At 39.7% G+C, this 14,183-nt stretch carries 15 protein-coding genes and 1 riboswitch; of the genes, 1 reads left to right on the top strand and 14 read right to left on the bottom strand.

Annotation, left to right across the window (positions count from 1 at the left end; all coding sequences use genetic code 11):
* Window positions 1–19: 19 nt before the first annotated feature.
* From racE to ACKVEV_RS10700, 7 genes are all read right to left on the bottom strand, one after another.
* Complete coding sequence (racE, locus tag ACKVEV_RS10670; protein ID WP_409370348.1) at window positions 20–817, bottom strand: glutamate racemase; 798 nt, start codon at window positions 815–817, stop codon at window positions 20–22.
* 10 nt (window positions 818–827) lie between these two features.
* The gene (locus ACKVEV_RS10675; RefSeq protein WP_409370349.1) at window positions 828–1,280 is read right to left on the bottom strand and encodes a MarR family winged helix-turn-helix transcriptional regulator; all 453 of its coding nucleotides are present in this window, start codon (window positions 1,278–1,280) and stop codon (window positions 828–830) included.
* 74 nt (window positions 1,281–1,354) lie between these two features.
* A complete protein-coding gene (locus ACKVEV_RS10680; RefSeq protein WP_004226437.1) occupies window positions 1,355–1,576 on the bottom strand; it encodes a helix-turn-helix domain-containing protein in 222 nt (73 codons plus the stop codon).
* 230 nt (window positions 1,577–1,806) lie between these two features.
* A complete protein-coding gene (locus ACKVEV_RS10685) occupies window positions 1,807–2,259 on the bottom strand; it encodes an acyl-CoA thioesterase (RefSeq protein WP_409370350.1) in 453 nt (150 codons plus the stop codon).
* A gap of 214 nt (window positions 2,260–2,473) precedes the next feature.
* Window positions 2,474–3,253 carry a succinate dehydrogenase iron-sulfur subunit gene (gene sdhB / locus ACKVEV_RS10690; protein ID WP_409370351.1) on the bottom strand — a complete coding sequence of 260 codons (780 nt, stop codon included), beginning with the start codon at window positions 3,251–3,253 and terminating at the stop codon, window positions 2,474–2,476.
* 5 nt (window positions 3,254–3,258) lie between these two features.
* Window positions 3,259–5,013, bottom strand: coding sequence for a succinate dehydrogenase flavoprotein subunit (gene sdhA, locus ACKVEV_RS10695; protein WP_409370352.1), 1,755 nt, complete (start codon window positions 5,011–5,013; stop codon window positions 3,259–3,261).
* Window positions 5,014–5,085: 72 nt separating this feature from the next.
* Entirely contained in the window at window positions 5,086–5,694 is a 609-nt protein-coding gene (locus tag ACKVEV_RS10700) for a succinate dehydrogenase cytochrome b558 subunit (RefSeq protein WP_409370353.1), read from the bottom strand.
* Window positions 5,695–5,965: 271 nt separating this feature from the next.
* On the opposite strand from ACKVEV_RS10700, the gene ACKVEV_RS10705 reads away from it, so the two are divergent.
* A complete protein-coding gene (locus tag ACKVEV_RS10705) occupies window positions 5,966–6,400 on the top strand; it encodes a YslB family protein (protein WP_409370354.1) in 435 nt (144 codons plus the stop codon).
* Between the two features lie 315 nt (window positions 6,401–6,715).
* Here the strand turns inward: ACKVEV_RS10705 and ACKVEV_RS10710 are convergent, their stop codons facing one another.
* The 7 genes from ACKVEV_RS10710 to ACKVEV_RS10740 form a co-directional block, all read right to left on the bottom strand.
* Complete coding sequence (locus ACKVEV_RS10710; protein WP_409370355.1) at window positions 6,716–7,942, bottom strand: aspartate kinase; 1,227 nt, start codon at window positions 7,940–7,942, stop codon at window positions 6,716–6,718.
* 98 nt (window positions 7,943–8,040) lie between these two features.
* Window positions 8,041–8,219, bottom strand: a riboswitch (Lysine riboswitch).
* 107 nt (window positions 8,220–8,326) lie between these two features.
* Window positions 8,327–10,117 (bottom strand): excinuclease ABC subunit UvrC, encoded by a 1,791-nt coding sequence (gene uvrC / locus ACKVEV_RS10715; protein ID WP_409370356.1) that lies wholly within the window; start codon window positions 10,115–10,117, stop codon window positions 8,327–8,329.
* A gap of 165 nt (window positions 10,118–10,282) precedes the next feature.
* A complete protein-coding gene (trxA, locus tag ACKVEV_RS10720; protein ID WP_024363864.1) occupies window positions 10,283–10,594 on the bottom strand; it encodes a thioredoxin in 312 nt (103 codons plus the stop codon).
* 178 nt (window positions 10,595–10,772) lie between these two features.
* Complete coding sequence (locus tag ACKVEV_RS10725; RefSeq protein WP_409370357.1) at window positions 10,773–11,750, bottom strand: electron transfer flavoprotein subunit alpha/FixB family protein; 978 nt, start codon at window positions 11,748–11,750, stop codon at window positions 10,773–10,775.
* Between the two features lie 46 nt (window positions 11,751–11,796).
* Entirely contained in the window at window positions 11,797–12,570 is a 774-nt protein-coding gene (locus ACKVEV_RS10730) for an electron transfer flavoprotein subunit beta/FixA family protein (protein ID WP_409370358.1), read from the bottom strand.
* 109 nt (window positions 12,571–12,679) lie between these two features.
* Complete coding sequence (locus tag ACKVEV_RS10735; protein ID WP_409370359.1) at window positions 12,680–13,453, bottom strand: enoyl-CoA hydratase; 774 nt, start codon at window positions 13,451–13,453, stop codon at window positions 12,680–12,682.
* Between the two features lie 17 nt (window positions 13,454–13,470).
* Window positions 13,471–14,052: a TetR/AcrR family transcriptional regulator gene (locus tag ACKVEV_RS10740; protein ID WP_409370360.1), complete on the bottom strand. Its 582-nt coding sequence runs from the start codon at window positions 14,050–14,052 to the stop codon at window positions 13,471–13,473.
* Window positions 14,053–14,183: the final 131 nt, after the last annotated feature.

Raw genomic sequence — 14,183 nt, forward strand, 5'->3', positions numbered from 1 at the left:
TCGTAAGCTAAGCTGATTTTTATTTTAAAGTAATACGGTTTATGTCAAGTGTACCTTGTTCCAGCCAATTTTCTGCAATCGAACGGAAAATTGGCACAGAACCCGTTGCATAAAATTTATGTGCGGGCTTAGCATTTGTATCTGCTAAAGTGCCATTATACGCAAGCATTTCCTCAACATCCTTTGCTGTTTCTTCCGCAGAAGATAGCACGAAAACATCTTCTCCGACAACAGCTTCAATTTGTTTTTGCAAAATCGGATAATGCGTACATCCTAAAATGACCGTATCAAATTGTTCGTTTTTTAACGGTTTTAAGCCATCAGCAATTAAATTGTTGGCGAATTCGCCCTTATATTCGCCACTTTCTACTAGTGGTACGAATGTTGGACAAGCCAATGGAATAATGTGGGTAGACGTATTCAAAGACAATAAGGCTTCTTCATACGCCCCACTTTTAATTGTTCCTTCTGTTGCAAGCACAACGACTTCATGTCGCTTCGTTTTCTTTACAGCTGCACGTGCGCCAGCATTAATAACGCCTAGTACCGGAAAAGGCATATTACGTTGTAAACTTTCGAGTGCAACTGCAGTCGCTGTATTACAAGCAATGACTAGCATCTTGATATTCATTTTCTCGAGCGCTTTTGCCATTTGCCAAGTAAAATTCCGTACTTCCTGACGAGTTCGTGGACCATAGGGACATCTTGCTGTATCACCAATGTAATAGATCGTTTCATTTGGTAATCGTTTTATTATTTCCTTTGCTACGGTTAAACCGCCTACTCCTGAATCAATAACGCCTATCGGGGCATTCATACTTTCCGCCTCAATCCTGTTTCATGTGTACATGTAGTTTTTGTAAATAGCTTGATAATTGCGCGACTTCTTGTTCGTTAAATTCTACAAGCATTTCCTGCAAATATTGCTGTCTTTTTTCAATAACTTCTTGAATAATACGTTCGCCTTTTTCGAGAAGATGAACGACAACGACACGGCGATCATTTTCATCTCGCATGCGCTTGACTAATTCATTTTTCTCCATTCGGTCCACTAAATCTGTTGTCGTACTAAAAGCTAAGTATAAACGGTTTGATAAATCGCCAATTGTAATATCTCCAAGCTCTTCTAACCACTGTAATGCAACAAATTGTGGCGGCGTAATCGCATACTGTGAAACAATTTCCCTTCCTTTTTGTTTCACAATGGCCGCTATATAGCGTAGTTCCTTTTCAACCGTTGCAACGGTTTCAGGTGAGTGCTTTGTTACTTCATCCGACATATAACTATTCCACTCCTAAAAATACGTTGAATAGTTCTATTTTGTCGTTTTTTTCACGAAATAGCAAGTGTCCATTAGTCTAATTTGAATTCTTCTAAGCGTAACAGCTCAATTAACGCCTGAGATCGATTTGTTACACCTAGCTTTTGAATTGTATTGGAAATGTGATTTCGCACTGTTTTTTCACTAATACCAAGCTGCTCTGCAATATCCCTCGTTGTTTTTTCAGCTAATAAAAGCGCAAATATTTCACGTTCTCGGTTTGTTAAAAGAGAACGATGATGAGAGCCATTCATTTTCAGTCACACCCTCCTCCCCCGCACGTATTGTAACTTATGTTAAGGAGTGATGAGCGGTGACGGCTATTTTCATGAATACACGTAGTTTCCACAAAAAAATCAAATGTTCTTCTATAAAAGGGCAATAAATGAAGAAAAATGAATTCATTAAACCTAATTAAAAATGCAAATAAACCAACTTTCACCACATTTGAATAGTGGCCAAGCCAGTGGTTCTTCGCCTTAAATCATGCCAAAGCAGCTAAGCGAGCTTTTTCTTCAGCTGAGAGTGGTACGCTCTTCCCTGTTCGAGGGTCCATTTGTACAATCGTTCCACGTCCTGTAAAGCATACGTCATCGTTTTGATTTTTTGCTAAGTAATGAATATCCATTGAAGAATTTCCTACGTTAGCGATCTTTGTATAGACGCGCAATACATCGTCGAAGTATACTTGCTTTCGATAATCACATTGTAAATCGGCTACGATTGGAATGCCCATTACCTTGTCATCTTGTGTAGACGGCATTAATAGACCGAGATGTCTAAAATAATCAATTCTAGCCTGTTCAAAGTATGTAAAACTAACTGTATTATTCATATGACCATACATATCCGTTTCCGAAAAGCGAACGCGTACTTCAGTAAAAAATGAAAATTCATCCACCCATGTATTAAAATCTTCAATATAACTTGCTTTCATATAGCCATCCCCCTTAAAATTGTACCCCTGTGATTAGTAGTTTTCCTATTTAAACAACATAAAAATGAATACAAATTCATTATAAAGGAAGATGCTATATTATGATAGAAAAATCAGATATTTTCGTATTTTATTCCCGATTCAGCTACTGTTCTAGCTAACAGTCTACAAAAAAACTCCCATACACGATTGTGTATGGGAGTTCCATGTACAATTAGTCAACGTAGTGGTCAGAACCGAAGAAGTTACGGAACATTTGCACTGTTGTTGCACGGTTTAAAGATGCGATAGATGTTGTTAAAGGAATACCTTTAGGACAAGCAGCTACACAGTTTTGAGAGTTACCGCAGTTAGCAAGACCGCCGTCACCCATAATTGCATTTAAACGCTCGTCTTTAATCATAGCACCTGTTGGGTGTGTATTAAATAGACGTACTTGTGATAATGGTGCTGGTCCAATGAATGAAGCTTTTTCAGACACGTTTGGACACGCTTCCATACAAACCCCACAAGTCATACATTTAGATAATTCGTAAGCCCATTGACGTTTACCTTCTGGCATACGTGGACCTTCACCTAAATCATAAGTACCATCGATTGGTACCCATGCTTTCACTTTTTTCAGTGCATTAAACATACGATCGCGGTCAACTTGTAAGTCACGTACAACCGGGAACGTTTTCATTGGCTCAAGGCGAACTGGTTCAGTCAATTGATCAATCAGTGTTGAACATGATTGACGAGGACGACCATTGATAACCATTGAACATGCCCCACAAACTTCTTCAAGACAGTTCATGTCCCAAGAAACTGGTGTTGTTTTTTCACCAGATGCTGTCACTGGGTTTTTTTGAATCTCCATTAATACAGAAATAACGTTCATACCATGACGGTAAGGAACTTCGAATTTCTGCCAGTAGCCTTGGCCACCTTGTGTATCTTGACGTAAAATTTCAACTTTTACCATTCTTCCAGTATTAGCTGCGATATCCATAATCCTTAGTCTCCTTTCGCAGAGTAGTCACGTTTACGTGGTGGGATTAATGATACGTCTACTTCTTGATAAGTGATGATTGGCTCGCCCGTAGCTGGGTCGAATTTCGCCATTGTTGTTTTTAAGAAGTTCTCATCATCACGTTGTGGGAAGTCTGGTTTATAGTGCGCACCACGAGATTCATTACGAAGTAAAGCACCTTTTGTCATTACTTTCGCTAAGTAAAGCATGTTTTTCAACTGACGTGTAAAGTGAGCACCTTGGTTACTCCATTTTTGTGTATCGTTGATGTTGATGTTTTCCCAACGTTTTTGGAATTCGCCAAGTTTTTTATACGTTTCTTCAAGTTGGTCGTTAAAGCGTACAACTGTCATTGTAGCTGTCATTAACTCACCAAGTTCTTTGTGAAGTAAGTAAGCGTTTTCTGTACCGTCCATTTTCATGATAGCATCCCATTTCGCTTGCTCTTCGTTCACACGCGCATCGTAAATTTCTTGAGATACATCTTCAGCATGCTTTTTCAAATGTTTAACGTAATCTACTGCATTTGGACCAGCAACCATACCGCCGTAAATAGCAGATAATAATGAGTTTGCACCAAGACGGTTAGCACCATGTTGAGAGTAATCACATTCACCCGCTGCGAATAGACCAGGAATTTCAGTCATTTGGTTGTAGTCAACCCATAATCCACCCATTGAATAGTGAACGGCAGGGAAAATTTTCATTGGTAATTTACGTGGGTCATCACCTACGAATTTTTCGTAGATTTCAATGATACCACCAAGTTTTACATCTAATTCGTGTGGATCTTTATGAGAAAGATCTAGATATACCATGTTTTCGCCGTTGATACCAAGTTTTTGGTTTACACAAACGTCGAAAATTTCACGTGTAGCAATATCACGTGGTACTAAGTTACCGTATGCAGGGTATTTTTCTTCTAAGAAGTACCAAGGTTTACCGTCTTTATAAGTCCAAATACGTCCACCTTCACCACGAGCAGATTCTGACATTAGACGGTTTTTATCGTCTCCAGGAATCGCTGTTGGGTGAATTTGAATGAACTCACCATTCGCGTATGAAGCACCTTGTTGGTATACGATAGAAGCAGCAGAACCTGTGTTGATAACAGAGTTTGTTGTTTTACCGAAGATAATACCAGGACCACCAGTCGCCATAATAACAGCGTCTGCACGGAATGATTGAATTTCTTCTGTACGCATATTTTGTGCTACGATACCGCGGCAAACGCCGTCATCATCGATAACTACACCAAGGAATTCCCAGTGCTCATATTTGTTGACTAAACCAGCTACTTCGTGAGAACGAACTTGCTCGTCCAATGCGTATAGTAATTGTTGACCAGTTGTTGCACCTGAGAACGCTGTACGGTGCATTAACGTACCACCGAAACGACGGAAATCAAGTAAACCTTCTGGTGTACGGTTGAACATTACACCCATACGGTCCATTAAGTGAATAATACCAGGGGCTGCATCACACATACCTTTAACTGGTGGTTGGTTTGCTAAGAAATCCCCACCATATACTGTATCATCAAAGTGAATCCAAGGAGAATCCCCTTCACCTTTTGTATTTACGGCACCATTAATTCCGCCTTGCGCACATACAGAGTGTGAGCGTTTTACAGGAACTAATGAGAATAAATCAACTTCAGTACCAACTTCAGCTGCTTTAATCGTTGCCATCAGACCAGCTAAACCGCCGCCGACAACAATTATTTTGCTTTTCGCCATGATTATTTCTCACTCCTCTTAGAAAATTGCAATGATTGCATGCACTCTTATAGTAGCTTCTATTATATTAAATTAAACGAAAGCTAAAATAGCAGCCACACCAACTACACTTAAAATTACGAAAAGAATGTTTGTTACATAAGTAGCAATCTTTTGAGACTGTGGTGATTGTGTAATACCCCAGCTTACTAAGAATGACCATAAACCATTTGATAAGTGGAACGTTGCTGATATAATACCAACAATGTAGAATCCAAGCATAAATGGATTAGCAACGATATTTGCCATCATGTCGTAATCAACGTGTGTACCAAGCGCTTTTTGAATACGAGTTTGGAAAATATGCCATGCAATGAAGATTACTAAAAATACACCTGTGAAGCGTTGTAATGAGAACATCCAGTTACGGTATGTGCTAAAACGCCCTGTATTTGGTGTTGCAGTGAATGCAATATACACACCATAAAATGCGTGGAACATTAATGGAATGTAGATGACAATCCACTCGACTAGGATAAGAAATGGAATATTTTCCATTGCTGAGGAAGCATTGTTGTAACTTTCTGCTCCGCCTGTTGCTGTAAAGTTAATGAATAGGTGCATCGTTAAAAACAGACCTACTGGAATGATACCAAGTAGAGAATGTAAGCGACGCCATAAAAACTCTCGATCTTTCGACAAGACTGTTACCCCCCTTAGTACTTAAAATAGCACACCAAAAGTCGTCACCATTTTGTAAATGATACTCCATTGACTGTGTATTTCATCATGGTACAATATTATGACATGTTTATTGTACTCTCAAGAGCTACGAGCGTCAAGGTAACATAGAGTTTTTACTAGCCCTTATTATAGAAGTAATCTAGTACATAACGTGTCGTTTTTTCTCGAAAACTCTATCTTTACATTTTGGCGTGGAATTATAAGAAAATTCTAAGAAAGAAGGATTTCAATGTTAAATAATCCATCTAATACAATCTCATCATTTGGTTATGAGTTAATCCGTGATCACATCCTATCTTCTATTCTCGGTAAACATGAAAATGACGTACTTTATTGGGCTGGAAAAGAACTTGCACGGAAGTTTCCTTGTAAAACGCAAGAGGAACTGATCGCATTTTTCGCGGATGCGAGCTGGGGTACTCTTGAATTAACAAAGGAGTCTAAAGATGGACGCATTTTCCACTTAACGAATGAACCTACGCTATTGCAAATTCAAAATCGTAGTTTTAGATTAGAAGCAGGATTTATTGCTGAACAAATCCAACAAGCAAAAGGTTACTTGACTGAATGTTATGATGAGAAGCGCGAAAAGCAACAGCTCATTACGTTTACAGTGAAATGGGATGTTAAAGAGCGCATTATGCATACAATACCAAGTGAATAAACGAGTAAAGGAAACGTTTTTATTAGAAAAGCAATCCTTTTAAGTATCGACAAAAGGCAGCATGAAGTTACGCATGCTGCCTTTTGTCTTTTTTTCGTCGGTGACTTTTTCGGTGACAGGCACTCACACAATTCACAAACAATTCATTTATATAAGTACTTAACACTAGTTGAGTGCAGTGGAGGGCGGCAAACTCCTGAGGGAACAGCACAGAACGTAAGCCGCAACAGGCGGCGCGATCGCGACGGTTGCGGCTTACGATGTGCTGAGCGGAAAACGTCCGCCCGCAACGAAAATCAACGTATTTAATAGCTACTATCCGTAAATCTCTTGTGCTAAATTAAACTCCTCGTGTAAGGCATTTGCTGCACGTATCATTTCGTCTTGTGGCACCACAACCGACACTTTAATTTCCGAAGTGCTGACCATTTTCACTGCAATGTCCTCATGGCGTAAGCGGTCAAACATACGTGCGGCTACGCCAGGATTTGAAGCCATGCCTGAACCTATAATAGAGACTTTCGCTAAACCAATTTCAAAATCAGCAAAATTAAAACCGAGTGACAATTTGCTATCTTCCAGTACACGTAACGCATCAGCAAATTCCTCTTTTAAAATCGTAAACGATACAGATGGTTTCACCCCTTCAATAATGGCTTGAACGATAATATCGACATTAATGCGATTCTCTGCCAGTATGGCAAACATATCTGCTAACGATGCAGTGGAGTATGTATCATAACCGATTGTCAGGCGAATGACATCCGACTCATAAGCAACACCACGTACAATTAAATTTTTCTCCATTTCAACTTCCTCCTTCAATAAAGTGCCGTTTGTATCTTCTACGCTTGAACGAATAATGACCGGGATTTGAAATTTCTTTGCGAGCTCCACTGCACGCGGATGTAAAATATGTGAACCTAAATGAGATAGTTCCAGCATTTCATCATATGAAATCTCGTTTAGCTTTCTTGCTTTTTCAATATGTCGAGGATCAGCTGTATAAACCCCATCCACATTAGTATAAATTTCTACACGTTCGGCTTCTAATGCCGCTGCAATGGCGACAGCTGTTGTTTCCGCTCCACCCTTACCAAGTGTTGTAATATCTTGTGCAGCATTCATTCCTTGTTCTCCTGCAACGACTACAATTTGACCTTGCATCAAATGCTGTTGCAGGCGACGAACATCGATATCGTCGATACGGGCATGATAGTGTTTGGCATCCGTCTGCACACCCGCTTGCCAGCCCGTTAATGACACTGCATCATGGCCTGCCTCCTGTAAAGCGATGGCAAAAAGTGCACTAGACAGTTGTGAGCTCGTCGATAGCAGTACATCCATCTCACGCTTTGAAGCTTCATCAGATAAATCACGAACCATTTTCGCTAAGTCCTTTGCTGTACGCCCCATCGCTGCTGTTACCACAATGACATGATAACCAAGCGCTTTTTTAGCAATCGCGATGTTAGCGACCTCTCGAATACGCTCAGTTGAGGCAATCGCTGGGCCGCCGAATTTCAATACTATACTCGCCATTTTCATCATTCTCCTTTTATCATTTCTAGAACAGCAAAAAGGCAGCCCTCACATAACGTGAAAGCTGCCTGCAACATGTACAATAAAAAAGCTTGCGCATGTGTGATAGCTCTCCGAAACGTCAAGATTCGACAGTCTTACATCTATTAAATGCAAAACCAGCAAAGTATCGGAAACAACGATACTCCACTTCGGCAAGCTCCCCTTTCACACATCATCACTGGATTTGTCCATCCTTCAATGTGCTACTATTGAATCTTGCACCTCTATCATCACTTAAAATAGTGAATATTAAATTTTCCCTTTAGGAAGTAGTTCCTTCAAGGCATAGTAGAACATGACTCGATTTTCATTTCTATGTTCTCCTTCAACCTTAGCATATGTCTAATCCTTTGACAATGACTGTTGCTGAAAATAACTGTAAATGCTGTTTGCTAAGTTGGCAGGCATCCCCGCTTCTTGCAGTGCGAGTTCGCTCGCCTCCCGAATTTTTTTGACAGAGCCAAAATGTTTTAATAATTGTTGCTTGCGCTTTGGCCCAACACCTTCAATACCATCAAGAACCGATTGAATAGCAGTTTTCTCATGCTGTTGACGCAAAAATGTAATGGCAAAGCGGTGTACTTCATCTTGAATGCGCTGTAGTAAATAAAAGCCGTCACTCGTTCGTTTTAATCCAATCACTTCTGGCGGATCACCAAATAATAGCTGTGACGTATTGTGCTTATCGTCTTTCGCTAAGCCAGCAATAGGAATGACTAGACCAAGTTCATCTTCTAGCACTTCTCGTGCCACTTCCATTTGTCCTTTACCACCATCAATTAACACTAAATCCGGTAATGGCAAACCTTCTTTTAACACTCGAGTGTAACGGCGACGAATAACTTCTTGCATTGCTCCATAGTCGTCATGTTTGGCAGCAGTTCGTGTTTTATATTTACGATATTCCTTTTTAGCTGGTTTACCATCTATAAAGACAACCATTGCTGAAACTGCATCTGTACCGTGCATATGACTATTATCAAATGCTTCAATCCGAAGCGGTACTGAAATCCCCATAGCTTCGCCCAATGCTTCACATGCACCAATTGTTCGCTCTTCCTGTCGTTCAATCAATTGGAATTTTGCTGCAACAGCGATTTCGGCATTTTTCATAGCTAACTCAACAAGCTCTTTTTTCTGCCCGCGCTTTGGTGTCAGCACTTTCACACCTAATAGTTCCGTTAAAATGGCTGCATCAATAGCCTGCGGAATAAAAATTTCCTTCGGTTTTATATGCTCGAGTTTTTCATAAAAACGTCCGATAAATGTTAAAAATTCTTCCTCAACATCCTGATAAATCGGGAAAATCGAGACATCTCGTTCAATCAACTTCCCTTGACGGACGAAAAACACTTGCACACACATCCAGCCTTTTTCTACTGCATAACCGAAGACGTCACGGTTCGTTGTATCACTGGACACAATTTTTTGCTTTTGCATAACTGTTTCGATATGGGCAATTTGATCGCGAAACTCCTTCGCACGCTCAAATTCTAGCTGCTCTGCCGCAGCCATCATTTTCTGTTCCAGCTCTTTTTTGACAGCATCAACGCCACCATTTAAAAACTTCGTCATATCTTCAATCATATCGTGATAAACTTGTGCTTCAATATTTTTCACACAAGGTGCTAAACATTGTCCCATATGATGATACAAGCAAACTTTTGAAGGTAATTGCACACATTTGCGCAATGGGTAGAGTCTGTCCAACAGCTTTTTCGTCTCACTTGCTGCATAAGCATTTGGATAAGGACCGAAATATTTAGCCTTATCTTTTTTTACTTTACGTGTTGTTATTAATCTTGGGTGTTTTTCATTCGTAATTTTTAAATATGGATACGTTTTATCATCCGTAAGCATGATATTGTATTTAGGATCGTGTAGCTTAATAAGGTTTAACTCCAAAATAAGCGCTTCTAAATTAGAGGAGGTCACGATGTACTCGAAATCCTCAATTTCTCCAACGAGGCGCTGTGTTTTTCCTTCGTGCGATCCAGTAAAATACGAGCGCACTCGATTTTTCAGTACCTTTGCTTTGCCTACATAAATAATTGTCCCTTGTCGATCCTTCATCAAATAGCAGCCAGGCTGATCAGGTAAAATTTCAAGCTTACGTTTTATTAAATCATTCATCGCCTACCTGCCTCCCTTTTTGATGGATTTTTAATTATCCCATTAACGCCTCACGCTTTTACATTGTGCATGCAAGATGCGTGTCTAGCGTTTTCTTCTCTTTTATTATATAACGAAAAAAAGCCGAGCACATCTAAAGATGGCTCAGCTCTTTCTCAAAAAAAATTAAGCATGTTTTGCGATGAAAGCTTCTAATGCTTCTTTTGGTTGGAAACCAACAGTTTTGTCTACTAATTCACCATTTTTGAATAAAAGCAGTGAAGGAATAGACATGATTTGGTATTGCGCTGCAGTACCTTGGTTGTTATCTACGTCTACTTTGACGATTTTAGCTGCACTACCAGCAGCATCCATTTCTTCAAGAACTGGACCGATCATTTTACAAGGTCCACACCAAGCAGCCCAAAAGTCGACTAATACTAAGCCTTCTTTAATATCATCTTGGAACGTTGCATCTGTTGCATGTACAATTGCCATTTGAAATCCTCCTTAAACTTACTACGCTTGTAGTATAGCATGGATAAATTAGCTTGAGCGAACAATCTGCCTGTAATGTATAATTTAGGTTCTACGTCAATGGCCATCTTTTGTTTGGCAGCACATGACCCATGTTCGCTCATTTTATACAGGTAAAAAGCTAGGGATAAACCCTAGCTTATGCGTTCACTTTTAACGCTTTAAACTCTTCGATTAGCAATGGTATTACTTCAAATAAATCGCCTACAATACCGTAGTCCGCAACTTTGAAGATATTTGCTTCTGGATCTTTATTGATCGCAACGATTACTTTCGAGTTTGACATACCCGCTAAATGTTGAATAGCTCCTGAAATACCTGCTGCGATGTATAGGTCTGGTGTCACTACTTTACCCGTTTGACCGATTTGTAGAGAATAATCACAATACTCCGCGTCACACGCACCACGAGATGCACCCACTGCGCCACCAAGTAAATCCGCTAATGCTTTTAATGGTTCAAAACCTTCTTCTGATTTCACACCACGACCACCAGCTACAACTACTTTTGCTTCTGAAAGATCGACACCTTCTGAAGACTTACGCACAACTTCTTTAATGATTGAACGTAGGTTCGTAATTTCAACAGCAAGAGAAGAAACATCTCCTGTTTTACCTGTCGCTTTCTCTAAAGGTGCAATATTGTTTGGACGGATTGAAGCTAAAATAATGCCCTCTTTCACTTTTACCTTTTCAAAAGCTTTACCTGAATAGATTGGGCGGATGAATACAACATCATCACCAGCACCTTCAATTGCAGTAACGTCAGATACTAAACCTGCTTGTAATTTACTTGCAATTTTTGGCGATAAATCTTTACCGTTTGCTGTATGACCGAAGACGATACCCTCTGGATTTTCTTGCTCAATCACAGCTAGTAAAGCTTGTCCATAACCATCTGAAGTATATTGTTTTAAATGTGGATGCTCCACAGTTACAACACGATCTGCACCATGCTCAAATAATGGACCTGTTAATCCGGCAACCGCATCGCCTAAAAGAACACCAACTACTTCGCCACCATCAGCGATTTGTTTTGCTGCTGCAATTGCCTCGAAAGATACATTACGTAAGCTTCCTTCACGAACTTCACCTAATACTAATACTTTTTTTGACATAGTATATTCCCTCCGTTACCCTTTAAGATTCGATTTGCGCTAACACTTAAACAACTTTCGCTTCTGAATGAAGTAGGTTGACTAGCTCTTTTGCTTGTTCAGCAAGCTCGCCTTCCAAAATACGACCTGCAGCTTTTTGAGCTGGCAAGTAAATGTCGACAGTTTCTACTTTTACTTCAACATCATCTTCATCGATATCTAAATCATCTAACTCAAGCTCTGCAAGCGGTTTCTTCTTCGCTTTCATAATGCCTGGTAATGATGGGTAACGTGGCTCATTTAAACCTTGTTGAGCAGTTACTAATAATGGTAAAGACGTTTCAATTACTTCTGAATCCCCTTCGATATCGCGCACGATTTTTGCAGATGTGCCATCGATTTCAAGGTTTGTAATTGTTGTCACATAGTTAATGCCTAATAAATCTGCAACACGTGGACCAACTTGACCAGAACCGCCGTCAATCGCCACATTTCCTGTTAAAATTAAGTCAGCATCTTTATCTTTTAAATACTCCGCTAAAATGTAAGCAGCAGCATTTTGATCTAATTCATCTAAATCATCTTCTGTATTAATCAGTACCGCTTCGTCGGCACCCATTGCTAACGCTGTACGTAATTGCTTTTCAGCATCTTCGCCACCGATCGTCACAACCGTTACTTTACCACCAGCTGCGTCACGAACTTGGATTGCTTCTTCAATCGCGTATTCATCATAAGGATTAATAATGAATTCAGCGCCGTCCTCTTGGATTTTACCACCTGACACAACGATTTTTTCTTCCGTATCAAACGTACGTTTAATTAATGCAAAAATGTTCATATTTCATACCCCCTGCAACGTTTTTTAAATTCCCAGTAAACTTGTAAATATTATATATTTTCAGCATCGACAATTTCCCCTTCATGTCGTTATCAATACTGATGGAAAACTATTTGCCAGTAAACACAGGCTCGCGCTTTTCAATAAATGCTTGAATGCCTTCTTTTGCATCTTCTGAAACAAAAACTGTACCAAAGGCTTTCGCTTCTGCAGCAACACCTTCATAGAATGAAGCTGGCTTCGCATATTGCAATGCTTGGATTGCTTCTTTTAAGGCAATCGGGCTCTTCTTCGCAATTTTTTTCGCTACCTTTAATGTTTCATCAAGTAATGCTTCATCTGGAAATGCACGGTTTGCTAAGCCCCACTGCACAGCTTCTGTACCTGAAATAGGTTCGCTAGTAAACATCATTTCTGCTGCTTTTGCTACCCCAACATAACGCGGTAAACGTTGTGTGCCACCAAATCCAGGAATCAGCCCTAGTTGGAGTTCAGGTAATCCTAATTTTGCAGATTCGGTTACAAAGCGCATATGACAGCTCATAGCTAGTTCTAGCCCACCACCAAGTGCAGCACCATGAATGGCTGCAATAACTGGCTTAGCAAACGACTCAAGACGTTCGAATACTTGCTGGCCATTACTTGCAAGCTTTGTAAATTCCTCTCCAGATTGGACTTCCGTAAATTCTTTAATGTCTGCACCTGCTGAGAAGAAACGGCCTTCACCATGAAGTACAAGGACACGTACAGTGTCATCGTTTTCAACGGCATCAAGCACAGCATCTACTTCAGCAATAATTCCGCGAGATAGTGCATTTGCTGGAGGACGAGCAATCGTAATCATTGCTACGCCGTCTTCTACTTTCCAACTTAGAAATTCCATTTCTTTCCCACATCCTTTTATGCTTTAATGCCGTTCAGGATTAATGCCTGAACTTTTGGAACTTGTTCCATCAAATCATATCGATAATCATTCATCACCCACGACGTAATGGTCTCATCAATAGTGCCAAAGACCATTTGACGTGCTAAGCGCACATCCATCGTTTGATTGAACTCACCTGTAACCATACCGCCAATTAAAATCTGATCGAGCAATTGTAAGTAATCTCTTAAAACACCATTGATTTTTTGCCGTAAATCTTTATTTGATTGTCGAAGCTCTAATTGCGTAACAGTTGCTAGGGATCGATCTGTAGCTAGAACTTTAAAATGATTTTCAATCATTCGTGAAAGTTTGTCTTTTGACGTACTTCCATTTTCTATTATATCTTGTAATGACTCTACAAAAACAGCCATTTTTTCATTAAAGACAGAAATTAATATATCTTCTTTATTTTTAAAATATAAATAGATTGTTCCGTCAGCTACCCCTGCTTGTTTGGCGATCTTCGATACTTGCGCTTGGTGATACCCATTTTCTGCAATAACGAAGACAGCTGCATCAATAATTTGCTTATATTTCGGCTTATCTCGTTTCAATTTTATATCACCACCTAAAAACATACATACGCTCCATTACTTAGCTCTCCATAATAGAGACGTTTTCACACAAACAAAAAAATATGAAAATATGAATGGTTATTCATTCATATTTTCATATTATATTTTAC

The organism is Lysinibacillus sp. 38-6 (assembly GCF_046245175.1).
Classification (GTDB): Bacteria; Bacillota; Bacilli; order Bacillales_A; family Planococcaceae; genus Lysinibacillus.